Annotated in this window: 31 protein-coding genes; 30 read left to right on the forward strand and 1 reads right to left on the reverse strand. The window is 44.9% G+C overall.

Features of this window, described 5'->3' with window-relative positions; translation table 11 throughout:
- The first annotated feature begins 40 nt into the window (after nt 1-40).
- From K2225_RS00415 to K2225_RS00535, 25 genes are all read left to right on the forward strand, one after another.
- Nucleotides 41-586, forward strand: a complete 546-nt coding sequence (locus K2225_RS00415) for an NUDIX hydrolase (RefSeq protein ID WP_220583018.1) — start codon at nt 41-43, stop codon at nt 584-586.
- The gene (locus K2225_RS00420; protein WP_220583976.1) at nt 586-1,743 is read left to right on the forward strand and encodes an endonuclease Q family protein; all 1,158 of its coding nucleotides are present in this window, start codon (nt 586-588) and stop codon (nt 1,741-1,743) included. The genes K2225_RS00415 and K2225_RS00420 overlap by 1 nt, the downstream gene beginning before the upstream one ends.
- 81 nt (nt 1,744-1,824) lie before the next feature.
- Complete coding sequence (gene spoIIM, locus K2225_RS00425; protein ID WP_146817851.1) at nt 1,825-2,463, forward strand: stage II sporulation protein M; 639 nt, start codon at nt 1,825-1,827, stop codon at nt 2,461-2,463.
- A gap of 111 nt (nt 2,464-2,574) precedes the next feature.
- The gene (fur, locus tag K2225_RS00430; protein ID WP_146817849.1) at nt 2,575-3,051 is read left to right on the forward strand and encodes a ferric iron uptake transcriptional regulator; all 477 of its coding nucleotides are present in this window, start codon (nt 2,575-2,577) and stop codon (nt 3,049-3,051) included.
- A gap of 275 nt (nt 3,052-3,326) precedes the next feature.
- Nucleotides 3,327-3,545, forward strand: a complete 219-nt coding sequence (locus K2225_RS00435) for a DUF4227 family protein (protein WP_146817846.1) — start codon at nt 3,327-3,329, stop codon at nt 3,543-3,545.
- A 7-nt stretch (nt 3,546-3,552) separates the two neighbouring features.
- On the forward strand, nt 3,553-4,440 hold the full coding sequence (gene xerD / locus K2225_RS00440) for a site-specific tyrosine recombinase XerD (RefSeq protein ID WP_146817844.1): 888 nt from the start codon (nt 3,553-3,555) through the stop codon (nt 4,438-4,440).
- 96 nt (nt 4,441-4,536) lie between these two features.
- Nucleotides 4,537-5,712, forward strand: coding sequence for a phosphopentomutase (gene deoB / locus K2225_RS00445; RefSeq protein WP_220583019.1), 1,176 nt, complete (start codon nt 4,537-4,539; stop codon nt 5,710-5,712).
- 18 nt (nt 5,713-5,730) lie between these two features.
- On the forward strand, nt 5,731-6,552 hold the full coding sequence (locus tag K2225_RS00450) for a purine-nucleoside phosphorylase (RefSeq protein WP_220583020.1): 822 nt from the start codon (nt 5,731-5,733) through the stop codon (nt 6,550-6,552).
- A 61-nt stretch (nt 6,553-6,613) separates the two neighbouring features.
- On the forward strand, nt 6,614-7,915 hold the full coding sequence (locus K2225_RS00455) for a pyrimidine-nucleoside phosphorylase (RefSeq protein ID WP_220583021.1): 1,302 nt from the start codon (nt 6,614-6,616) through the stop codon (nt 7,913-7,915).
- A 170-nt stretch (nt 7,916-8,085) separates the two neighbouring features.
- Nucleotides 8,086-8,322: a hypothetical protein gene (locus tag K2225_RS00460; protein ID WP_220583022.1), complete on the forward strand. Its 237-nt coding sequence runs from the start codon at nt 8,086-8,088 to the stop codon at nt 8,320-8,322.
- 12 nt (nt 8,323-8,334) lie between these two features.
- A complete protein-coding gene (locus K2225_RS00465; RefSeq protein ID WP_220583023.1) occupies nt 8,335-8,721 on the forward strand; it encodes an HIT family protein in 387 nt (128 codons plus the stop codon).
- A gap of 281 nt (nt 8,722-9,002) precedes the next feature.
- Complete coding sequence (locus tag K2225_RS00470; RefSeq protein ID WP_220583024.1) at nt 9,003-10,178, forward strand: D-alanyl-D-alanine carboxypeptidase family protein; 1,176 nt, start codon at nt 9,003-9,005, stop codon at nt 10,176-10,178.
- A 94-nt stretch (nt 10,179-10,272) separates the two neighbouring features.
- Nucleotides 10,273-10,638: an anti-sigma F factor antagonist gene (spoIIAA, locus tag K2225_RS00475; RefSeq protein ID WP_089654062.1), complete on the forward strand. Its 366-nt coding sequence runs from the start codon at nt 10,273-10,275 to the stop codon at nt 10,636-10,638.
- The gene (gene spoIIAB, locus K2225_RS00480; RefSeq protein WP_220583025.1) at nt 10,623-11,063 is read left to right on the forward strand and encodes an anti-sigma F factor; all 441 of its coding nucleotides are present in this window, start codon (nt 10,623-10,625) and stop codon (nt 11,061-11,063) included. Before spoIIAA ends, spoIIAB begins: the two co-directional genes overlap by 16 nt.
- A gap of 10 nt (nt 11,064-11,073) precedes the next feature.
- The gene (sigF, locus tag K2225_RS00485) at nt 11,074-11,820 is read left to right on the forward strand and encodes an RNA polymerase sporulation sigma factor SigF (protein WP_146817825.1); all 747 of its coding nucleotides are present in this window, start codon (nt 11,074-11,076) and stop codon (nt 11,818-11,820) included.
- 147 nt (nt 11,821-11,967) lie between these two features.
- Nucleotides 11,968-12,585: a stage V sporulation protein AA gene (locus K2225_RS00490; RefSeq protein WP_255574061.1), complete on the forward strand. Its 618-nt coding sequence runs from the start codon at nt 11,968-11,970 to the stop codon at nt 12,583-12,585.
- The gene (locus tag K2225_RS00495; RefSeq protein WP_146817819.1) at nt 12,572-12,982 is read left to right on the forward strand and encodes a stage V sporulation protein AB; all 411 of its coding nucleotides are present in this window, start codon (nt 12,572-12,574) and stop codon (nt 12,980-12,982) included. The genes K2225_RS00490 and K2225_RS00495 overlap by 14 nt, the downstream gene beginning before the upstream one ends.
- Before the next feature lie 41 nt (nt 12,983-13,023).
- Complete coding sequence (gene spoVAC, locus K2225_RS00500; protein WP_242517721.1) at nt 13,024-13,467, forward strand: stage V sporulation protein AC; 444 nt, start codon at nt 13,024-13,026, stop codon at nt 13,465-13,467.
- A 12-nt stretch (nt 13,468-13,479) separates the two neighbouring features.
- On the forward strand, nt 13,480-14,496 hold the full coding sequence (spoVAD, locus tag K2225_RS00505) for a stage V sporulation protein AD (protein ID WP_220583027.1): 1,017 nt from the start codon (nt 13,480-13,482) through the stop codon (nt 14,494-14,496).
- A complete protein-coding gene (gene spoVAE, locus K2225_RS00510; protein ID WP_206945248.1) occupies nt 14,493-14,843 on the forward strand; it encodes a stage V sporulation protein AE in 351 nt (116 codons plus the stop codon). The genes spoVAD and spoVAE overlap by 4 nt, the downstream gene beginning before the upstream one ends.
- Nucleotides 14,844-14,867: 24 nt before the next feature.
- Nucleotides 14,868-16,337, forward strand: a complete 1,470-nt coding sequence (locus K2225_RS00515) for a spore germination protein (protein WP_220583028.1) — start codon at nt 14,868-14,870, stop codon at nt 16,335-16,337.
- Between the two features lie 114 nt (nt 16,338-16,451).
- On the forward strand, nt 16,452-17,747 hold the full coding sequence (lysA, locus tag K2225_RS00520; protein WP_220583029.1) for a diaminopimelate decarboxylase: 1,296 nt from the start codon (nt 16,452-16,454) through the stop codon (nt 17,745-17,747).
- Between the two features lie 14 nt (nt 17,748-17,761).
- Complete coding sequence (locus tag K2225_RS00525) at nt 17,762-18,196, forward strand: peptidylprolyl isomerase (protein WP_220583030.1); 435 nt, start codon at nt 17,762-17,764, stop codon at nt 18,194-18,196.
- 48 nt (nt 18,197-18,244) lie between these two features.
- A complete protein-coding gene (locus tag K2225_RS00530) occupies nt 18,245-18,679 on the forward strand; it encodes a M50 family metallopeptidase (protein WP_255574249.1) in 435 nt (144 codons plus the stop codon).
- A gap of 267 nt (nt 18,680-18,946) precedes the next feature.
- Entirely contained in the window at nt 18,947-19,312 is a 366-nt protein-coding gene (locus tag K2225_RS00535) for a GNAT family N-acetyltransferase (protein ID WP_146817799.1), read from the forward strand.
- A gap of 43 nt (nt 19,313-19,355) precedes the next feature.
- Here K2225_RS00535 and K2225_RS00540 read toward each other — a convergent pair whose 3' ends face one another.
- Nucleotides 19,356-19,883 carry a DUF309 domain-containing protein gene (locus tag K2225_RS00540; protein ID WP_255574062.1) on the reverse strand — a complete coding sequence of 176 codons (528 nt, stop codon included), beginning with the start codon at nt 19,881-19,883 and terminating at the stop codon, nt 19,356-19,358.
- Nucleotides 19,884-20,021: 138 nt separating this feature from the next.
- Here K2225_RS00540 and K2225_RS00545 point away from each other — a divergent pair, with 138 nt between their 5' ends.
- The 5 genes from K2225_RS00545 (at nt 20,022) to K2225_RS00565 (ending at nt 24,062) form a co-directional block, all read left to right on the forward strand.
- Nucleotides 20,022-20,777, forward strand: coding sequence for a segregation/condensation protein A (locus K2225_RS00545; protein WP_220583032.1), 756 nt, complete (start codon nt 20,022-20,024; stop codon nt 20,775-20,777).
- The gene (scpB, locus tag K2225_RS00550; RefSeq protein WP_220583033.1) at nt 20,768-21,361 is read left to right on the forward strand and encodes an SMC-Scp complex subunit ScpB; all 594 of its coding nucleotides are present in this window, start codon (nt 20,768-20,770) and stop codon (nt 21,359-21,361) included. The genes K2225_RS00545 and scpB overlap by 10 nt, the downstream gene beginning before the upstream one ends.
- 549 nt (nt 21,362-21,910) lie before the next feature.
- Entirely contained in the window at nt 21,911-22,972 is a 1,062-nt protein-coding gene (locus tag K2225_RS00555) for a D-alanyl-D-alanine carboxypeptidase family protein (protein ID WP_220583978.1), read from the forward strand.
- Nucleotides 22,960-23,550, forward strand: a complete 591-nt coding sequence (locus K2225_RS00560) for a nucleoside recognition domain-containing protein (RefSeq protein WP_220583034.1) — start codon at nt 22,960-22,962, stop codon at nt 23,548-23,550. The genes K2225_RS00555 and K2225_RS00560 overlap by 13 nt, the downstream gene beginning before the upstream one ends.
- The gene (locus K2225_RS00565) at nt 23,547-24,062 is read left to right on the forward strand and encodes a spore maturation protein (protein WP_146815955.1); all 516 of its coding nucleotides are present in this window, start codon (nt 23,547-23,549) and stop codon (nt 24,060-24,062) included. Before K2225_RS00560 ends, K2225_RS00565 begins: the two co-directional genes overlap by 4 nt.
- The last annotated feature ends 39 nt before the right edge of the window (nt 24,063-24,101 follow it).

The raw sequence follows: 24,101 nt of genomic DNA on the forward strand, positions 1-24,101 counted from the left end.
TGTGATAAAATAACGATAGGAACAAGAGAGGATGAATGTTTTGAAAAAATTCGAAGAAAAAACATATGAAACAGAAACGATTTATAAAGGGAAAATTGTTCAATTGGATATCGACAGTGTTACTTTACCCGATGGGAATACATCTAAACGGGAACTGATTCGTCATCCAGGTGCTGTCGCCGTCATTGCGATCACGGAAGAAGGAAAGCTCGTTTGTGTGGAACAGTACAGAAAACCGATGGAGAAAAGCATCATCGAAATCCCTGCAGGCAAGCTTGAGCCAGGAGAAGACCCGAAAACATGTGCGCTCAGGGAACTGGAAGAGGAAACAGGGTACACGTCCGATGACCTTGAATTCATTACTTCTTTCTACACCTCTCCTGGGTTCGCTGATGAGATCGTACATTTATACTTCACGGACCGGATTCAACCGATGGAGGAGCAGCCGGACGGAGATGAGGACGAGTTCGTCGAACAAATCGAACTGACAGTGGAGGAAGCAGAAGCTCTGGAAAAAGAAGAGCGGATCCATGATGCGAAAACCGCCTATGCCATCCTTTACATGAAATTGAGAAATGCGAGATGATGGATACGTTTTTCGTCGATCTACATATTCATATCGGGAGGGATTGGAACGGAAAGCCTGTCAAAATTACCGGATCCAAATCGCTGACACTCTCGAATATCCTTGAAGAAGCGACGAATCGAAAAGGGCTCGATATGGTTGGAGTCATTGATGCTCAGGCTCCTTCTGTACAGGAAGAAATGTTGGATCTTATTGATCGCGGGAAAGCAGTGGAATTAAAGGGAGGGGGTATCCGTTATCAAGATACGGTCCTCCTTTTAGGTTCTGAAATTGAAGTGTATGATGCGGCTTGTTCCGGTCCCATCCATGTGCTCTGTTATTTTCCGACGGTGAATCGGATGAGAGCGTTCACCGCCTGGCTTTCTCATAAGATGAAAAATGTGAATTTAAGCTCTCAGCGTTTTTATGGCACCGCTCGCGAGCTCCAGCAGTATGTGAAAGATCATGAGGGGATTTTCATTCCTGCTCATGTCTTCACACCTTTTAAAAGCCTTTATGGAAAAGGGGTGAAGGAGACATTAAGGGAGGTTCTTGATCCTGACAAAATTGATGCTGTGGAACTTGGCTTGAGCGCGGATACAGGGATGGCCGATCTGATTGGAGAGCTCGAACCGTACACCTATGTGACCAACTCTGATGCTCATTCCTTAGGGAAGCTTGCCCGGGAGTATCAGCAAATGACATTGAAGGCGCTGAATTTTGAGGAATTGCAGATGGCCCTTCATAACCAGCAGGGAAGGAAAGTCCTCACCAATTATGGGATGAGCCCTGCCATGGGGAAATACCATCAGACCGTTTGTGCGAAATGTCTCGCGCCAGCTGAACTTTCTGCTTCTCACTGCGAAGCCTGTGGATCGAGAAAGATCGTCAAAGGGGTAAACGACCGTGTGCAGGAGTTGAAATCTAGTACACAAAAGAAAGAAAGGCCACCGTATGTCTATCAAGTGCCTCTATCATCTCTCCCGGGAGTAGGAACGCGTACCTACGAGAAACTTATTAAAGCTTTTGGAACGGAGATGGCTGTCATCCATGAGGTTTCACGCGAACAATTGACAGCAGTCATTCCTGAACAGGTGGTTGAACGGATCATCGCGATGAGAAAAGGCACACTCACCATACAAGCGGGTGGAGGCGGACGGTATGGAAGAATTCAATAGAAACTGAGCTGGATTTGGTCTACTTTTTCCATCTCTCTCATAGATTGGTCATAGACCGGTGAAGAGAAAGGTGGATAAAAGATGCAGCAGGGAATGCGAATGGTTAAAAACGACGTTCAAACCCATATGAATATTTTTGTTTTCATTTTCGTTCTTTTTATCATGGGGATGATTTTCGGAGCAGTGATCGTAAACAGTATGAACTTTGTCCAAAAGCAGGATCTCTTCTTCTATCTGAAACAATTTTTCGAGCAGCAGACGATGATCGGAGGAACAGGAAAGGCTACGTTGTGGAAAGACAGTGTTCTTTACCATCTTAAATATATGCTTCTCTTATTTTTGTTAGGGATCTCTGTCATCGGGATGCCGATCATCACGGTTTTACTTTTCCTCAAAGGATTGGTGCTCGGGTTTTCCGTCGGTTTTCTAGTCAATCAGATGGGTTGGTATGGATTGTTGATTTCATCCGTTTCCATCGCCCCTCAAAATGTCATTATTATTCCTGTATATTTGATAGCAGGATCTCTTGCTTTGATTTTTTCACTGACTTTATGCAAACAGCTTTTCATTCGTCGCGTTCATCAGCCGATCATGAAGGGCTTTGTAAGATATAGTGCTCTGTTCGGTGCGTTGATTGCCATTCTGATGGTTTCTTCCGTTGTGGAAGTTTTTCTCAGCAACACTTTTTTGGAATATGTATTGAAATGGATTTACAAGTAAAATGTATTAGATAATAATGATTATCGTTAACAGATTAAAATAATTATAATTTGACACTCGTTCTGTCTCTGATTATAATGAAGTTGGTATTACGAGGGAGGGACGAACGATATGGAACATCGTATAGATAAAATAAAAAAGCAGCTGCATTCCCAGAGTTATAAGCTGACCCCGCAGCGTGAAGCTACAGTACGTGTACTTTTGGAAAATGAAGAAGACCACTTAAGTGCGGAAGATGTTTACCTCCTCGTAAAAGAGAAAGCACCAGAAATTGGTCTAGCAACCGTCTATCGAACATTGGAATTACTATCAGAACTAAAAGTTGTCGATAAAATCAATTTTGGAGATGGCGTCTCCCGATATGACTTGAGAAAAGAAGGTGCCGAACACTTTCACCATCACCTTGTATGCATAGAGTGTGGATCTGTGGAAGAAATCGATGAAGATCTTTTAGGGGATGTAGAAAAAATCGTTGAAACTCAGTGGGGTTTTGAAGTGAAAGATCACCGCTTGACGTTCCATGGCATATGCCGTGTGTGCCAGAAGCAGGCCGTGACGACATCATCTGCCAAATCAAATGAAGAATAAAAAAGACCGCCGCTATGAAGGACATAGTGGCTTTTATTTTGTCTTTCTACATAAGCTCGAGGGCAGTGAATGAACTTTCGTGTATCCGTTTTTTAAAATCTCTGACTCTTGTATTTTTATTTACAAATGAGTGAAAATCGTGTAGGTTAAAAGCTAGATGGGACTTATACTGTTCATAAGCGGATCCATTCTGTGATTCTCTCATCATTCTACGTATATTTGTAAGGAATTTAGGCATATCCTTTACAAAAAGGTACGGAAGTGAGGGGAGTATCATGACCCGTTTAAAGAGCAGTTTCAGAGATTTGGTTAAAGTCCTGATTGTATTTACTGTTTGTACTTGCGTTTTCTATATGGCTTTACGAATGGTGCATGAAGAATATGAGCGCCAACATCGATACGATCCACCAGGAGGTACAGCAGTCAAAGTCTATCAACCTGTGGACCAGCCATGGACGGATCGGCTGTCGATATTTTTTCGGTTAGGAGAGTAGATGGACGATGCAGCATGCGCTGGAAGATTTTTTTCATTATTTGACCGTAGAGCGCGGTTTATCACCTAACACGATTCAATCTTACAAGCGGGACCTGACACAGTACGATCGCTTTTTACAGCAGGAATTAGGAGTGAAAAGCTGGGATGAAATGACCCGCTCCCATATTATGAAGTATTTGCATCACCTCAACGACGAGGGGCGCTCGTCAGCAACCATCGCACGGTTGTTGTCATCCATTCGTCTTTTTCACCAGTTCCTGATCCGGGAGAAGGTGACAGAACAGGATCCGAGCTTACATATAGAGACACCGAAGAAAGAAAGGAAGCTTCCAAAAGTGCTCTCATCAGACGATGTGGACAAGCTCTTGAACATCCACGCGAAAGACCCGCTTTCAGCGAGGAATAAAGCGATGTTTGAAATGCTGTATGCCACTGGACTGAGGGTCACGGAGCTTGTTTCTCTTAAAGTGACGGATCTGCATTTGACGATGGGGTTTGTCCGTTGTCTTGGAAAGGGATCGAAAGAGAGGATTATTCCTCTCGGTGACATGGCCAAAGATGCAGTTGAAAATTATTTGCAAGTCGGTCGCGATGCACTCGTGAAGCATAAACAGACAGAAGAACTGTTTGTCAATCATCACGGGAACGCCTTATCCCGACAAGGGTTTTGGAAGATATTGAAAGCGGTTGCTAGGGATATGGGCGTCAATAAAGAATTGACCCCCCATACGCTGCGCCATTCATTTGCTACACACCTTCTGGAAAATGGCGCCGACCTTAGGGCCGTTCAGGAAATGCTTGGCCACGCAGACATCTCAACAACACAAATCTATACTCATGTCTCCAAGACAAGGTTAAAAGATGTTTATCGCTCGTATCATCCACGGGCATAAACTCTTTTGCATTTTTAGTTGTCTGACATCCTACATCTTAAGAATGTGGGTAGTTTTTCACGAATTTGGGAAATTAAACATTAGGAGGGATCTTTGATGAATTCATTCAAACGTGTATTTTTAGTAGTTATGGACTCTGTAGGGATAGGAGAAGCTCCGGACGCAGAAAAATTCGATGATAAAGGAGCTCACACCCTGGGGCATATCGCAGAACATATGAACGGGTTGGACATGCCGCATATGGGATCGCTCGGCCTCAGCAATATCAGACAGATCCAGGGAATAGACAAGGCAGATAAGCCGAAAGCGCATTACACAACGATGGTGGAAGCCTCGAACGGTAAAGATACGATGACGGGCCACTGGGAAATCATGGGGCTTTATATCGACCAGCCTTTCCGTACATTCCCGGACGGCTTTCCAGATGAGCTGCTCGATCAGATCAAAGAAAAAACCGGTCGTGGCATTGTTGGAAATAAACCGGCCTCAGGGACGGAGATCCTTAAGGAATTAGGGGAGCATCATATGGAAACGGGAGATTTGATCATTTACACGTCTGCCGATTCTGTCTTGCAGATTGCTGCCCATGAAGATGTCATTCCACCGGAAGAGCTTTATGAAATTTGTGAGTTCTGCCGTGAAATCACGAAAGATGAGAAATACATGGTCGGACGCGTCATCGCCCGCCCGTTCATCGGGGAACCAGGAGCCTTTGAACGTACATCCAATCGTCATGACTATGCCTTGAAGCCATTCGGACGCACAGTCATGAATGAGATGGCAGATGAAGGACTCGATGTTGTCGCTATCGGTAAAATCTCCGATATTTATGACGGAGAAGGTGTAACAGAAGCGATCCGCACGAAAGACAATATGGATGGGATGGATCAGCTGGTGAAGACACTGGATAAAGATTTCACCGGTATGAGCTTTTTGAATCTGGTCGATTTCGATGCCAAATATGGCCACCGTCGTGATCCTCAAGGGTACGGGGAAGCGCTGCAGGAATATGATGCGCGCCTGCCTGAAGTGCTGGAAAAAATGAACGATGATGATTTATTGATCATCACGGCAGACCACGGCAATGATCCTGTACATCATGGCACAGACCACACACGTGAACTTGTTCCATTGATTGTCTATCACAACGGCATCAAAGAAGGGCAAGAACTCGACCAGCGCCAAACGTTTGCGGATATTGGCGCCACCGTTTCTGAAAACTTCTCAATCCAAATGCCTGAACATGGCAAGAGCTTTTTGAAAGATATTTAATAAGGGAGGAGAAACAATATGAACCAAACACAAGTAAAAGAAGCAGCTCAATTTATCCAAGGGAAATTGACTCATGAACCAAGTGTCGGACTGATTCTAGGATCAGGCCTGGGTGTACTTGCCGAGGAAATTCAAAATCCGACCACCATTCCCTATACAGAAATCCCGCACTTTCCTGAATCCACGGTTTCCGGACATAAAGGGCAGCTGGTTGTTGGTGAATTAGAAGGGCGACAAGTGATCGCGATGCAGGGGCGTTTCCACTATTATGAAGGTTACGATATGAAACAGGTGACTTTCCCTGTCCGTGTCATGAAAGCACTTGGTGTGGAAACACTCTTCGTGACCAACGCTGCGGGCGGCATCAATGAAACGTTCAAACCGGGCAACTTGATGATCATTACCGACCATATAAACAATATGGGAGACAGCCCGCTGATCGGACCGAATGATGAAGATCTTGGCCCTCGTTTCCCAGATATGTCTGAAGCGTATGATCGTGCCTTGATCGATCACGCGAAGCAGTCAGCGGAGCGTTTGAACCTTCAGGTACAGCAAGGGGTTTATGTAGGAAACACAGGACCTGCTTATGAGACAGGTGCAGAAGTACGTATGCTGCGTACACTCGGCGGAGATGCTGTCGGAATGTCCACGGTGCCAGAAGTGATGGTGGCGAACCACGCAGGCATTCGGGTGCTAGGGATCTCTTGTATTTCCAATATGGCTGCCGGAATCTTAGATCAGCCGCTTACCCATGATGAAGTCATCGAAACGACGGCTCAAGTGCGTGAGGATTTCCTAGGATTCGTAAAAGAACTTTTAAAAACATTACCAGCATAAAAAAAGAAAGCGTCCCTAAGAGACGCTTTCTCACTTAAATTTTAAGTAAAGGGTGATCGAGATGAGAATGTACGACATTATTGTAAAAAAACGTGATGGCGGGGAATTGACAAAAGAAGAGATTGAATTCTTCGTTGAAGGTTATACCAAAGGTGAAATCCCTGATTATCAAGCTTCAGCCTTCACAATGGCGATTTACTTCCAAGGCATGACCGCCGAAGAAACAGCCACATTGACGCAAGCGATGGTAGACTCTGGAGAAACCATTGACCTTTCTGCGATTGAAGGGAAAAAAGTGGATAAGCACTCTACAGGTGGTGTAGGTGATAAAGTAACATTCATCGTAGGACCATTAGTCGCTTCTGTCGGCATCCCCGTTGCAAAAATGTCCGGGCGTGGACTTGGACATACAGGTGGAACGCTTGATAAATTAGAGTCCATCAAAGGCCTTGAAATCGAAATGACGAAAGAAAAATTCATCGAGAATGTGAATACCCACAAGCTTGCGGTTGCAGGTCAAACCGGAAACCTTGCCCCTGCAGACAAAAAGCTTTATGCACTGAGAGACGTGACAGGTACCGTAAACTCCTTGCCATTGATCGCTGGTTCCATCATGAGTAAAAAAATCGCATCAGGAGCAGACAGCATTGTGCTTGATGTGAAAACAGGTTCTGGAGCCTTCATGAAAACGCTTAAAGACTCTGAAGCCCTTGCTCGTGAGATGGTGAATATCGGAAATAACCTCGGACGTAACACGGTAGCTGTCATTAGTGATATGAATCAGCCCCTAGGGTATGAAGTAGGAAATGCGAACGAAATCAAAGAAGCAGCAGAAATTCTACAAGGGAAGAATGTAGAAGACTTGCGTTTGCTTTCCCTTGAAATCGCTTCCCATATGGCTGTGCTTGCTGAGAAATTCTCTACTTATGAAGAAGCTTACAAAGCAATCGAAGCCAATATCGAGAACGGGAAAGCCTTCCAGTCCCTGCGCACATTGATTGAAGCCCAAGGTGGAGACGTTTCTATGATTGATGATCTTGATCGTCTGCCTAGAGCGGCTCATGAAATCGAAGTCGCGGCAGATCAGGATGGCTACGTATCTGCTATTGATGCAGAATCGATCGGTATAGCTGCTATGTATCTCGGAGCCGGCCGTGCAACGAAAGAAGATGAAATCAATCACGGCGTCGGAATCAGCCTTAAGAAGAAAATCGGCGATCCAGTCAAAGCCGGCGAAGCGCTTGTCGTCTTGATCAGTGATGATGAGCAGCCGGATGATTCTATCCAGAAAGTGAAGGAAGCCTACACGATTTCTGGTGAAAAAGTCGAAAAACCGACTTTAATTCACAACATCATTAAATAAGTTCTCAAACTTAACCAGAAAGCGAACCGTCTACCCTCTTAGACTGGTTCGCTTTTTCTTTGCCTATCCAAGCCTGCTTTTTGTAGAGAATAATAATCGGAGGCGAAGAGATATTGGATATTCATAAACGGGGAGGTTCATGATATTATTCTTGTAGAAGGGGGAAAAGGATGTTCCGGATTTTAGAGGTGATGGTCGCGTCAGTTGCTCTTATCCTTTTATTGTCCCATTGGATTTTCTCTTTTAACGTTAGCATTGAACTCATAGCATTTGTATCGGCTTTTTTGTATGTATTCTTAGGCGTTCGTTATTTGAAGGAGGATCGCGTCATCAGAGGAACGATCATTCTTGTGATTTCCTCCATGATGGCTTTTATCCTCATTGAAAGTTTCATACCGATTACATAGGGAGGGGAAGACATGGATCCATGCATCTTATGCTCACTAGAGGCGGATGAAGAGCAGAAAATCATTTTCGAGAACGACTCCTGCTACTTTGTTCAAAAAGACCAACGGATTTTAAAAGGATCAGGCTTGATCGTTCCAAAATCACATCGAACCACGGTGTTCGACCTTTCCAGAGAGGAATGGATGGATACGCAGGAAATGATTCAACAGGTCAAAGAATGGCTGGATGAAACCCTTCAACCAGATGGCTACAACATTGGTTACAATTGTTACGAAACCGGTGGACAGCATATATTCCACGCTCACATGCACATCATCCCCCGCTTCCAAGACGAACCCCACGCAGGTAAAGGCATCCGTCACTGGCTCAAACAAGAAGAAAACAAACGCCACATCTAAAACGCGACCTACACAGGTCGTGTTTTTTTGTCGTATCTACAACATACTGATAAAAGCAGCAAAATCACTGATAAATGCAAAGATCCCTACCGATAAAATAATCGAACTCACCGATAAACGCCCTAAAGTCACTGATAAAATCCCGGATCCCACTGATAAGAATCTTCTTGCACACACACGACAACATTCCGACGAGCATCCGTCTCATGACCTTGAATTATGTATAGAAGAAGATGGTAAGGGAATGCTAGGGTCACTTAAAGCAATGGGAGGTTTTGGTTATGAAAAAAATGATGGGTGTGTGTCTCGCTCTTTGTTTAGTTGTCTCACTTTTTCCAGTAAACATGACTTTTGCAGAAGAAAGGGAGTCAACAGAAATCGTCAATTCGGCGAAGTCTGCGATATTGATGGAAAAGAACAGCGGGATGACGCTTTATGATAAGGATTCCAATAAAAAGCTGCCCCCTGCGAGTATGACGAAGGTCATGACGCTGTTGTTGATCATGGAAGAACTCGACAAAGGCGGCATTAAGCTGGATGAGAAGGTCCGCATCAGTGAACATGCGGCGTCCATGGGAGGATCTCAAATCTTCCTTGAGGCCGGTGAAGAGATGACGGTCGAAGATTTACTAAAAGGGATTGCGGTAGCTTCGGGCAATGATGCGAGTGTCGCTATGGCTGAACGTATCGCCGGGAGTGAAAAAGAGTTTGTCGCTCAGATGAACCAAAAGGCGAAAGACTTGGGTTTGAAAAATACACAATTCCAAAACCCGACCGGTCTTCCGGCTGAAGATCATTATAGTACGGCTCATGACATGGCTGTGATGGCAAGGGAGTTATTGCTCCATGATGAAGTGACGAACTATACAAAGATTTACGACGATTATTTGCGTAAGGGACAGGAAAATGAATTTTGGCTAGTCAACACAAACAAGCTGATCAAAAACTACCCCGGAATGGACGGATTGAAAACGGGTTATACGAACGAAGCAAAATATTGCCTTACCGCTTCAGCCAAGCGTGATGATATGCATATGATTGCCGTAGTCATGGGTGCAGAAAATCCGAAAATGAGGAATTCAGATGTGACGAGCTTACTGGATTACGGATTCAGTCAATATGAAGGGGTCAAACTTTATTCGAAGGACGACACGATGAAAACAATGAAAATCACAAGAGGGAAGCCTCTGGAGTTGAACCTTTCTCCGGAAAAAGATGTCGTTGTTTTGAAGAAGAAAAATGACAAGAAGAGCAAATATGAGACAGAACTGAAAGTAGCGGAAAAGTCAGACCTTCCATTGGAAAAAGGCGCTCATATGGGATGGGTGATCGTGAAGAATGGAGATCAGGAAGTAGCTAAAGTCCGTTTGGAAACATCCGAAAATGTGGAGAAAGCAGGATTCCCTGCTCTATGGCAGCGGTCTTGGAAGAATTTGACGAGCTTTCAGAGGTTTTAGCATTTTCCCACTAGTTATGTTTTCGAGCAGGAAATGACAGCGAAAAGTACGAAAAGACATAGTGACTCTTATAAAGTCAGAGGAGGTAATTCACTTGAGTCTTCAAGTTAATTTTGCTGTCAGAGAGAATGTTTTGCTCGTCCGATTAAATGGGGAGCTGGATCACCATGAAGCTACAACGCTTCGAGAAGCTTGGCAGAAGGAGCTCGCGAACAACGGTGTCGAACATGTGATTGTCAATTTACAAAAATTGTCCTTCATGGATAGTTCAGGCCTTGGTGTGATGCTCGGTCGTTATAAAGAGGTACAAGCAAAAGGAAATGAAATGGTGCTTTGTTCGATTTCGCCTGAGGTTCGGAGATTGTTTGATATGTCGGGAATGTTCAAAATCATGAAGCTCGTGGATGATGAGGCATCCGCGCTTGAGATGTTGGGGGTGGCATCATGCGAAATGAAATGACGCTGGAATTTACGAGTGTGAGTGAAAATGAATCACTGGCCCGTGTATCTGTTGCCGCTTTTGTCAGTCAAATCAATCCGACGATGGAGGAGTTGACGGATATTAAGACCGTCGTCTCTGAAGCCGTCACCAATGCCATCATTCATGGCTACGAAGAGAAAGACGATGAGAAAGTCATGCTTACTTGTGCCATTGATGACGGAGAAATCGAACTGATCATCCAGGATCGCGGTCAGGGGATTGAGAATATCGAGATTGCCAAAGAACCGCTCTACACGTCGAAACCGGAATGGGAACGCTCGGGAATGGGTTTTACCATCATGGAGAATTTCATGGATCGCGTAGATATTACTTCAGAGCCCGGGGTCGGAACGACAATCCGAATGACGAAGCAGTTGACGTCAACCCGCGCTTTGTGTAATTGAGGCGCCGCCTATGAGCGATACGACAAAAGAACGTCTGTCCGACAAAGATGTCAAAGAACTGATTAAAAAGAGTCAGGCGGGCGATCAAGAGGCGAGGGACTTTTTAGTAGAAAAAAATACCCGTCTCGTATGGTCGGTCGTCCAGCGATATCTCAGACGTGGATACGATCAGGATGATCTGTATCAAATCGGCTGTATCGGCCTGCTCAAATCGATCGATAAATTTGATTTGAGTTATGATGTACGCTTTTCTACGTATGCCGTACCCATGATCATTGGTGAAATCCAGCGTTTTATTCGTGATGATGGCAGTGTGAAAGTAAGCCGCAGCTTAAAAGAACTGAATCATAAGGTCCGTGCCAAGAAAGAAGAGCTGTTAAAGGAATATGGACGCTCGCCGACAGTTAATGAGCTGGCCGATGCGCTCGGGCTGACGAGGGAGGAAATCGTCCAGGCGGAGGAAGTTGGACGCACGCCTCAGTCCATATATGAAACGGTTTATGAGAACGAAGGCGACCCGATCACACTCGTTGACCAGATTGCCGAAGAAGAAAGTAATTGGTTCGATCACCTGACCCTCCAGGATGTCATGAGCAAACTGGACAAAAGGGAGCGGCTGATCATTTATCTGCGTTATTACAAAGATCAAACACAGACGGAAGTGGCCGAGCGTTTAGGCATTTCGCAAGTTCAAGTATCACGGTTGGAAAAGAAGATTCTCGCCGACATGAAGGAAACAATGAACGATACAAGCTGAGGGCTGTACCTAAAAGGGTACAGCTTTTTTTATTTTTCAAAAAGCCACTAAGATCATCAGCATTCACACTCAAGGACTCTTCGTATGATTTTTCTTTTCTCACACATAATAAGTCTAAGAAAAATTTACGCAGGGGAGGCGGTAGGATTGGCGACTCCTGTCTATATACGTACAAAACAATCGATCTATGTTCCACCCTTGGCGAAGATACGGCTGCAGGATGTGGCGCGTGTTACGGGGCAAAAGCGTCATAAACCTGTCTTGGAACAGATGGTCCTGCATCAAGTCACGGAAGAGGATCAAAACATTGTCGTCATCGACTCTTTCATGATCATTGAGCAAGTCATTGAGAAATTCCCAGAACTTGAAGTCGAGCTGATCGGTCCGAATCAATGTGTGGTTCATGTGGAGAAACACCAGAAACAGCCATCCCCCTTACTGATCAGTGCGATATGGGTCCTGCTTTTTATCGGAGCAGCGATGGCGATCATGAACTTCCATTATGATGTGAGCATGCAGGCCGTGCAACAGAAATTACACTTTATGTTGACCGGGGAGAAAGTAGAGCATCCATTATGGATTCAAGTGCCGTATTCTATTGGTCTTGGCATTGGGATGATTTTATTTTTTAACCACTGGTTCCAAAAACGTTTCAATGAAGAGCCGAGTCCGATGGAGGTTGAGATCTTCAACTATCAGGAAGACCTCGATCATTACGTGGCCATAAAAGAGAATAAGGTGGAAAAACAGGATGTGGATCGTTGAAGTACTCATTGGACTTGCTGCAGGCATTGCAGTCGGAACCGGCTTTGTCGCTTTTTTAACAGTCCTTGGCATCGTCCCGAGACTCATGCAGTTGAGCCACTCGGAATCAAAACTCCGCAGTTATGAAATGGCTGTGATTCTTGGAGTTTTTGCTGGGATTTACCTCTCCTTTGGCGATGGACCTGTGAAAATGACTGTGATCGGACTTGTCATATGGGGGCTGTTCCATGGGATTTTTGTCGGGATGCTGGCCGCTGCTCTCACAGAGGTCCTCAACGTCTTTCCTCTTTTATTCAAAAGAATCGGAGTGGATGGCTTCCTTTTCACTCTTTTAATGGCACTCGTTCTTGGGAAAATCGCGGGTTCTTTATTTCAATGGATTATTTTTGTCAGGTGAACGATTTGTGATGAGGAGGAAGCAGTGTGGATAAACAACCGCTGAATGAGAAAAATTTTGATAAGGCGAGAAAATCATACCAGCCAAAACCGCCTTATGTAATGAATTGTATCAAAGCTTTTATTGTAGGTGGATTGATATGCGTGTTTGGTGAACTCCTAACTCAAATGTATATCCACTGGTTCGATTATAGTGAAAAAAATGCCATCAATCCGACGGTAGCAACTCTGATTCTTTTGTCTGCTCTCGCTACAGGTTTTGGTGTGTACGATAAGCTCGGTCAGTTTGCTGGTGCTGGTTCAGCGGTTCCTGTCACTGGATTTGCGAACTCGATTACCTCAGCGGCACTGGAGCACAAATCCGAGGGCCTTGTACTAGGGGTGGCCACCAACTTATTCAAGTTAGCAGGCTCAGTCATTGTATTCGGTGTCGTTGCTGCTTATGTACTAGGAATCATTCGATACGTGTGGTCGCTTATTTTTTAGGAGGAAATGCATATGGCAAAAACGGGAACACAATCATGGACATTTACAGAACCTGTGTACTTACAATCCACGGGCACAGCTGTAGGACCGATGGAAGGAGAAGGTCCACTGAAAGATACGTTTGACGTCATACATGAAGAACTTCATTGCGGTGAATCCAACTGGGAGCTTGCCGAACGCAAATTGATGACCGATGCGGTCAACACATGCTTGCAAAAAGCAGGGGTGGACCAGTCCAATATTGATTTATTTTTAGCGGGGGATCTGTTGAACCAAAACGTCACAGGGAACTATGTGGCGAGACACCTAGGCATTCCCGTACTCGGCATGTTCGGGGCATGTTCGACGAGTATGGAAACCCTTGCGACAGGAGCGGCACTCGTCTCATCAGGATACGCTAAACAAGCATTAGTAGCCGTTAGCTCACACAACTGTACAGCTGAGCGTCAGTTCCGTTACCCGACAGAGTATGGAGGACAAAAGCCAAAAACCGCTACGTTCACTGTGACAGGAAGCGGGGCCGCCCTTCTTTCGAAAACCCCATCACAGATCAAGGTAGAAGCTGCAACCATCGGAAAAGTTATGGATTACAATGTCAAAGATCCGTTTGATATGGGTTCAGCGATGGCACCTGCTGCCTGGGATACGATTAAAACACACCTGCAGGATATGGGACGGGTTCCCGGTGATTATGATGTGATTGCGACAGGGGACTTGTCTGCTGTCGGGACCCCTATATTGAAGGACCTGATGAAACAGGACGGTTTTGATATCAGTGATGTTCACAAAGATTGTGGGCTGCTGGTCTTTCACAGCGATCAACCTGTGTTTGCCGGAGGAAGCGGATGTGCGTGCTCAGCTGTTGTCACCTACGGAAAAATTGTACAGGATCTGATCAGTGGAAAATACAACCGGGTGTTAATTGTAGCGACAGGTGCCCTCATGAGTCCAATGATGCTTCAGCAGAAAGAATCAATTCCAGGAATTGCTCATGCTGTCGTCCTCACAAGAGGGGAGGGGCAGTCATGACGTTTTTATGGGCGTTCATCGTCGGGGGGAGCATCTGCGTAATCGGACAGATTTTATTGGATGTATTTAAATTGACTCCTGCCCATGTGATGTCTTCCTTCGTTGTCGCTGGGGCGGTTCTGGATGCGTTCGATCTTTATGATAACCTTATTGAATTTGCCGGTGCAGGAGCGACTGTGCCGATCACAAGCTTCGGGCATTCTCTTTTGCATGGGGCCATGGAACAGGCGGATGAACATGGTTTTATCGGAGTTGCCGTCGGGATCTTCGAATTGACATCTGCAGGTATTGCATCTGCGATATTGTTTGGATTTATCGTTGCTGTCATTTTCAAGCCAAAAGGATAAATGAATTTCAAGGAGTGGAGGTTTATGCCTGAGAAGAAAAAAGAAACGCCCATCGTCATGAAGCTTGATCAAAACCGAAAGACGATGAATGAACGAATTGGCGTAGACCAATCATTTGATGCCGGTTTCCGTACATTGACCCTGCTCGGTGTTGAAGTGAATTTTTATTATGTCACCGGGTTAGTCGAGACTCCAATTGTTGTTGAAGTGATGCGTCAATTGATGGAAATGAATGATACGGAAGACCATGTCGACTCTGTATTTAAATCCATAAAAGAGGAAATCCCTCATCAGCAAGTAGAAACAACCTCAGACATCGATAAGTGTATCACGCAGATGCTTTCCGGTCTGATGGTCATTTTCGTCGATGGCGAAACAGAGGCGTTCATCGTCGATGTGCGGACATATCCGGGAAGGACTCCAGAGGAACCGGATACGGAGAAGGTCATCCGTGGTTCAAGAGACGGGTACACGGAAAACATCATAGAAAATACAGCTCTTACACGTCGTCGCATCAGAGATGAACGTTTGAGAAATGAAATCATGCAGGTCGGAAATCGTTCGAAAACAGATGTCTGTATCACATACATCAAAGACGTAGCCGATCCAGGTCTCGTGCAGTTATTAAAGGATGAAATTCAAAAAATCGATATCGACGGCTTGTCGATGGCTGATAAAAGTCTTGAAGAGTATATTGTGAACCAGGGAAGGAACCCGTTTCCGCTCGTAAGATATACGGAGCGTCCGGATGTCGTCGCCTCCCATTTGTTTGAAGGCCACGTGGTCATCATGACCGACACATCCCCAAGTACGATCATTACTCCCACCACGTACTTTCACCATGTGCAGCATGCAGAGGAATTCCGGCAGTCTCCTCCTGTAGGGACTTTTGTACGATGGGTGCGTTTCTTTGGGATCTTTGCCTCAGTATTTGTTCTGCCATTATGGATGCTGTTCGTCATGCAGCCGGATCTGCTTCCCGAACCGTTTGCTTTTATCGGCCCCAATGAGGAGAGCTCGATCCCTATCATCTATCAAATTTTAATTGCCGATTTAGGCTTGGAGATGTTAAGGATCGCGGCCATTCATACACCGACGCCTTTATCGACGGCTATGGGACTTATTGCCGCTGTTCTTATAGGACAAATCGCCATTGACGTAGGAATGTTTGTACCCGAAGTCATCCTTTACGTCGCCGTATCAGCCATCGGATCTTATTCAACGCCGAGTTATGAATTATCTGTAGCCAATAAAATGGCACGTATCCTATTTGTGATTTTAGTCGCTTTATTCGGAATCAAAGGGCTTATGTGTGGATTTTTGGCTTATGTTCTGCTTTTAGCAAATACAAAGTCATTGAACACTCCATATTTGTGGCCATTTCTACCGTTCAACGGAAAAGCGGCGGTCCAGATCATTCTCCGCCTCAGCATGCCATCGTTGAAAGTGAGGCCGAGTGTGGTTCACCCTCAGAACAATCATCGTCAAAAATAATCGTATTGCCCGTTCTTTAGCAATGTGATAAATTAAAATAAATCTTGATGTCCTTTGTTTTCAAGGGGCATTTTCTTTTTATCATTTCTCCGTAAGTAGAAAAGGTGGGTTACGATGAAGCATGATGTGAATGAAAAAGGGCAATTGTTGATCGGACAGGTCCCAGCTGCGGACCTTGCTGAACAATATGGCACCCCTCTTTATGTATATGATGTAGGTGAAATTAGAAAAAAGGCGCGGGCCTTCGTACAGACGTTCAAAGAAAATCAGGTAGCGGCGCAAGTCGCCTATGCGAGTAAAGCTTTTTCTTCTGTCGCTATGCTCCAGGTTGCGAACCAGGAAGGACTCAGTTTGGACGTCGTTTCTGAAGGAGAACTACATACGGCCCTTGAAGCAGGCTTCCCGGTAGAAAAGATCCACATGCACGGAAACAATAAGAGTATCCGTGAGTTGGAGATGGCGGTAGAACATGGGATCGGATGTATCGTCGTCGATAACTTTTATGAAATCGAACTCCTTCATTCCATCCTCGAAGAGCAGAACAAACAGATGGATGTCTTATTGAGGGTGACACCAGGGATCGAAGCCCATACCCATGATTATATTTTGACAGGGCAGGAAGACTCAAAATTCGGCTTCGATTTGAGTAGTGGCCAGGCTGAGGAGGCATTCATGAAAGTCAAGGAGAATGCCAATATCCGTTTAGTCGGACTTCACTGCCACATCGGTTCCCAAATCTTCGAGACTAGTGGTTTCGAAATGGCAACAAGAAAACTCTTCACTACCTTGAAAGAGTGGCGTGACCACTACGGATATGAAGCGACTGTACTGAATTTAGGTGGCGGCTTCGGTATTCAATATACGAAAGAGGACGAACCTCTGGAGCTGGATCAATATGCCCATGCTCTCATTCGCGAAGTGAAAAATCTCTCTTCCCAGTACGATTATCCTATGCCGGAAATCTGGATCGAGCCAGGGCGAGCAATCGTCGGGGAAGCGGGTACAACGATCTATACCGTCGGTTCCACGAAGGAAGTCCCTGAGGTGAGGACCTATGTTTCTGTCGACGGTGGAATGACTGATAATATTCGTCCAGCCCTTTACCAGGCGAAATATGAAGCGGCGCTTGTAGAAAAAATGGATCAAAAGCCGGAAAAAGAGTATTCCATAGCTGGGAAGTGCTGTGAATCTGGAGATATGCTAATATGGGATGTGGCGCTTCCGCCAGTTGAACATGGAGATAGACTTGCAGTTTTCAGCACGGGAGCGTATGGTTATGCTATGGCTAACAATTATAACCGCTTTCAAAAAGCGGCCGTCGTGTTTGTCGAAGACGGAAAGCATCAGCTTGTCGTCAGAAGAGAGAGCTATCAAGAGATGACACGACTCGATTTAAGTTATGAAAAATGAGAGGGGTATGAGAAATGAAACAAGCAACAATTGAATTTGAAAATGGAGAAAAAATGCAGATTGAACTATACGAGGAAGCAGCACCGAATACGGTTGCAAATTTTGAGAAGCTTGCCAATGATGAATTTTACGATGGATTGACTTTCCACCGTGTCATCCCTGACTTCGTCATTCAGGGTGGGTGCCCGAATGGGACAGGAACAGGTGGCCCAGGTTATACGATCAAATGCGAAACGGAAGGCAATCCTCACAAGCATGAGCGAGGAACCCTTTCCATGGCCCATGCTGGAAAAGATACAGGAGGAAGCCAATTCTTCGTCTGTCACTCTCCTCAGCCACATCTAGACGGACGTCATACAGTTTTCGGTAAAGTGGTCGAAGGCGTGGACACGGTCGATCGTGTTCGTGTCGGAGATGTGATGCAGAAGGTCCGTGTCGAGGACAAATAATCACCGAATGAGCCCTTCATGATTGTTACACTATTCTTATTGATTTTTATGGTGGCACCTTTAAGCCTGTTTATCCATGAGCTTGGTCACCTTTTCCCCGGCCTGTACTTTCGGGCAGACCAGAGTGTTCTTCACCTTGGTCGGGGAAAAGTGATTGGTCAATGGGAAAAAAACAGGATAAAGGTGTACATCCACCTTTTTTTCTTCCAGGGAGCTTACTCGGTGAATGAACGGAAGACTCCGTTCAAAGATTCCGAAAAAGCTTGGATCAGCATGGGTGGTCCATTATTTAATGCTATAACGGCTTTCGTATTATTTTTATGGTTTAAGGAAGAGGGGGGCGCGCTCCTTCGGATCTCTTTCCTTTTCAATACTTATCTTGCTCTGATGAATCTCATTCCATTTTCTGTAAAAGGGAAAGGTTCTGACGGGTATCGGCTCTGGTCGGTCGTGAAACGCCGGTTTTTGGACAGGCTTGAATAATTAGGGGCTATGCTATATTCTATGTACCGGGGCAAATCACAAAAAACCGGGGGAAACGTATAATGAAAATGAAAAATTGGATGCTGTTTACGTTTCTATCGTTGTTCAGCATCGGCTGGGGTTTATACTACTGGTTCGTCATCGTCATGTGAGCTTGACATATAGGAAGAATTAGACAATGATTGAAAGTAACCAATTTCTTAATTCGATCCATCGGTTGATCATCTGGAACTCTAGGAAAGTTATTTTCATAATTGAGGGGTTAATATGTTAATTCGATATAAAAAATCATTTGAAAAGATTGCGATGGGTTTGCTTTCTTTCATGCCTGAAGTTTCAGACGTAAAGACACTTCAGGAAATTATAAAGGAATACGATTCCAATCCTGATTGGAATCTATTTTTGTGGAAAGAGGAAGATATCCTCGGTGCGGTCGGCGTGCGTTTAGAAGATGGCAAAGCTGTCATTCAGCACGTATCCGTCAACCCTTCCCATCGTAACACTGGGATTGGAAGACAGATGATCCACCGTGTCCGTGATCACTTCAAAAATGAGTGTGACGTATGTGCTGATGTAGCTACAGAATCATTCATTGAGAAATGTGATGAAGAAAGTGCCTCGTCACAGCTATAAAGAACAAGGAGGTGTCGATTCACGACACCTCCTTTGTTTCGTTTCACTGATTTCTCATTTTATGCTTGTCCACAAGAAACTCATCGGTCATGTTACTTGGAGAGCCGTAGGCAGCGCCCCATTGTTGGCATAAAAGGTGTACGTCTTTTAGAAGCTTCATATCAATGATGGGCATATTCCAGCTGCGGTAGGGGACTTCTGCGTCTAAACGGGCTTTAAATTCTTGCAGCTGTTTTTCCAGGCGTTCCCCGTCCAGACCAAGGAGTGGGAGTTCCTTTTCGTGCTCTGGTTTCTTCCGTAAACACCGTTGCACCAGAGTCCTGGCACCTTTTTGGTTCCCTCTGCGATCATGGTACATGGCTACGGCAATTTGGATGAGCCAAACCCAGATGGAAGATTGATTCCTTGGATCTACTTCTTTCCAGTATTCTTCAAGGATTTCATGACACTCGAAATAATCTCTCGTACCGTGGAAATGAGCGAGGAATTCGATATAAGCTCTCGGATACATATCATTCATCCATTCCTTTGATCCAACCATTGGAAGTTTGGTTGTTGATTTAGCAGACATTGTAAGTATATCTATAGTATAACTCAACGGAAGACGTAAGACGAAAGACTTGCTTAGCCATGAAATACATACTGTCCCAGCAGGATATTTTTTGATACCATTAATAAAAAGAACCTTGGACCGTAAAGGAAGAATGATATGAAAAAAAGCTACCAAGTGAAAGTGGAAGGTTTTGAAGGACCTCTTGATCTTCTTTTACACCTGATCAATCGATACGAAATCGATATTTATAACATACCTGTTTCCAAAATTACCGATCAGTACATGAACTATATCCATACGATGCAGGAGCTTGAGTTGGATCTCGCGAGCGAATATCTCGTTATGGCTGCTACTTTACTGGCGATGAAAAGTCAGATGCTTCTTCCTAATCAGACCGTGGAAGATGAATTCGAAGAGGGGGAGCTTGAAGATGACCCTCGTGAAGATTTGATGCGGCGTTTGATTGAATACCGTAAATATAAACAAGCGGCAGAGGAACTGAAGGAAAAAGAACTCGATGCCAACCGCATCTATACCCGGCCTCCTTTGAATATGGAAGGTTGGGAAGAAGAGATGCCGGAAGTACGCCCTGGTGAAGCTTCTGTTTACGATATGATTCAGGCGATGGGTAATCTATTAAAGCGTGCCAAAACGGAAAAACCGCAGGAAGCGAAAGTTCGAAGAGATGAAATCCCCATTCAAATGAGAATGGAAGAAATTCTTGGGAAAATTGATGTTCAAGCAGGTGGCACTCCTTTTCATCAGTTATTTGAAAAACGAACACGACCGCATATCGTCGTTACCTTCATCGCTTTACTTGAATTGATGAAGAGCAACGATATCGTGTGTGTCCAACAACAACATTTTGATGAACTAATCGTATATAAGATGGAGGATGCACCATGGAGTTAGAAGACTACAAAGCGATCACCGAAGGTCTGCTCTTTGCGGCCGGAGAAGAAGGAATCACAAAAAAGAAATTGACCAATCTACTGGAATTGGATGCGAAGACGTTCAAATCATTATTGGAAGAAATGATGAAAGACTATCAATCAAAGAACAGGGGTCTTACCATCATGGACTCACAAGGGACGTTACATTTGACCACGAAGCCGGAGCATGCTTCGTACTACAAGCGTCTTTTGGATTCACCAGGATCGACAAGACTTTCTCAAGCGGCTCTTGAAACGCTCGCGATCATTGCCTATCAACAACCGATTACAAGAATCGAAGTCGATGACTTAAGAGGAGTCAAAAGTGACCGGGCCATCCAGACACTGGTCAATCGCAGTTTGATTGAAGAAAAAGGCAGGAAAGATGCGATAGGGCGCCCCATTCTATATGGAACGACAAAAGATTTTCTGATCTATTTCGGATTGACGTCTATTGAAGAGCTTCCGCCTCTTTCTGAACTCAAGCAAGGCGAAGGTGACGAAGAAGGCGACGCCGACCTGTTCTTCGAAAAATTCAGCGAAGACCCCTTCGCCGACGACTAAAAAGCTGTTCCTACCAGGAACAGCTTTTTTCTATATAAGCTTCCGATTGTGGGAGGCTATGTTTCGAGATAATGCGGACTTCGTTTACCATATTGGGCGACAAAGGTGATTGGAAGCGATTAGAAGCGAACCCCTTTCTTTCAATTTAGTGTCTTCCACCCTTCTTCCTACAATAAAGAGCTCTGTACCTGGTTTAATAGAGCACGTACATTCATTAGTATTGGTAAGCTGCGCTATTAATTAAAGTTGTTTCGATAACTTCTATGGCAAGGGGCGGCGGGGATGGGGAGACTCCTGTGGGAGAAAAGTGCTTGGTGAGACCCCGCAGGACGCAGTCCAAGGAGGCTCACCGCACGCCCACGGAAAGCGAGTGCATCCCCGCCGCCCCGAATCCGCTCACACAAACATTTCGAAACTTAATCTTCCGTAGTTCTTCTATGGATGGATTTTTCTATTAATCATAAGCTTGTACGCTTTTGCATAAGTTGAAGCAAATGATGTGAATAGGAGGAAGTCCTCTTGAGAAGGTTCTTTTATGTAGCTGTGGCAATGACTTTACTACTTCCAACCTTTATGGTGGATCAGGTACAAGCGAATCCTAATATATCGGTTTCTGCCGAGCGGGCCGTTTTGATGGATGCGGAATCGGGCCGGGTTTTATATGAAAAGAATGCCTATGATCCAACATTGATTGCCAGCACCACCAAAATCATGACCGCAATCATAGCCATTGAATCAGGAATGATGGAAGAAAAAGTGAAAGTAAGTAAAAGGGCCGTTTATACAGAAGGGTCCTCCATTTATTTGACAGAGAAAGAAAAAATCCCTTTGAAAGATCTAGTATATGGGCTGATGCTGAGGTCCGGAAATGATTCCGCTGTAGCGATTGCCGAACATGTGGGCGGGAGCGTCGAAGGTTTTGTGCAGATGATGAATGAAAAAGCGGCTTGGCTTGGAATGAATAACAGCCATTTTGAAAATCCGCATGGCCTGGATGGAGAAACCCATTATTCAAGTGCCTATGATTTGGGGCTGCTCATGGCCTATTCCATGAAGAATGATACGTTCCGTGAAGTGACGGGCAGCGAAATGTATCGTTCTGAAAATCGTGAATACTCATGGAAAAATAAAAATAAACTGCTGACCCAATATTATGAACCGACGAATGGTGGGAAAACAGGATTTACTAAAGCCGCTGGGCGAACGTTGGTGACAAGTGCCCAAAAGGATGGCATGGAACTGATCGCTGTAACTTTAAATGCTCCTGATGACTGGCAGGACCATACACGGATGTTCGAGTGGGGATTCGATCATTTTGAAACGGTCAAACTTCAAAGTGAAGGTACCGTGGAAGTGAACGGTCAATCTTTATATATCCCAAGGGACATCTATTACCCTCTTACTTTATCTGAGAAAGAGGATCTTCAAGCAACATTCTATCGATATGATCAGCAAGGGGATTCGAATTTAGCGGGTGTCACATACTTCATGATCGGACAGACCCCGATCGTTGAAGCGCCTGTGTGGAATGAACGCCCTTCTCAATCCTTCTTTTCAGAAGTGAAAAACTTCTTGAACAGGATGGTGGGGGTTGCGCCATGGTCAACTTAATTTGGGCATTCCTTGCGGTTACAGGTATTATCTATGCGGCTTTCAATGGTACGATGGAGGACGTGAATAAAGCAATTTTTTCGACATTGGATGAGGCAATCATGATTACGTTGAGCCTTGCAGGTGTTCTCATTTTTTGGCTGGGACTAATGAAAATTGCCGAAGAAGCAGGGCTCCTTGCCGGCCTGGCAAAAATCTTCCGTCCTCTTGTCACACGTCTTTTCCCTGAAATACCTAAAGACCATCCCGCGCTTGGCTACATCCTTTCCAATATGACAGCGAATATGTTCGGTCTTGGAAATGCGGCGACCCCGATGGGATTGAAAGCGATGAAGGAACTAAAAAAATTGTCAGGTTCGGATAAAGCGAGTCGGTCTATGATTACACTCCTTGCCATCAACACTTCTTCCCTGACGCTGGTTCCAACAACTGTTATTGCGATTCGGATGAAATATGATTCCCAGGATCCGACTTCCATCGTAGGGGCTACGATTTTGGCAACCATCATTTCCACCATTGCCGCTTTATTGATCGACCGTTATTTTCATTATAAAAGGGAGAGGGCGATGCGCTTATGATCAGCATATGGCTTATCCCATCCATTATTCTGCTTGTGCTGGTCACAGCTACCATCAAGAAGGTGCCGTCTTACGAGGTATTCGTGGAAGGAAGTAAAGAGGGGATCCAAATTGCCATCAGCTTACTTCCTTTTTTATTGGGGATGATGGTCTCGATCGCTGTGTTTCAGGCATCTGGTGCAATGGGAGCCATCGTAAAACTGTTCGAACCACTTATGTCTTTGGTCGGCGCGCCAGCTGAAATTCTCCCTTTGGCATTCATACGTCCTATATCAGGAACGGCCGCACTCAGTATGACGACGGAGCTGATCCGCACGTTTGGTCCTGACTCGTTCATCGGCCATCTCGCCTCTGTAATGCAGGGAAGTACCGATACGACTCTCTATATCATCACGGTTTATTTCGGTGCCGTTGGGATCAAAAGAATGGGAGATGCTTTGAAAGTTGGACTGATGGCCGATTTAGTTGGTATAATAGCATCAATTGTCATTGTAATCATCCTATTTGGTTAATAGGGTGATTTTTTGTTCAAAACTTTATAGAATGTGTAT

The organism is Halobacillus sp. Nhm2S1 (genome assembly GCF_019599545.1).
Taxonomy (GTDB): Bacteria; Bacillota; Bacilli; order Bacillales; family Halobacillaceae; genus Halobacillus.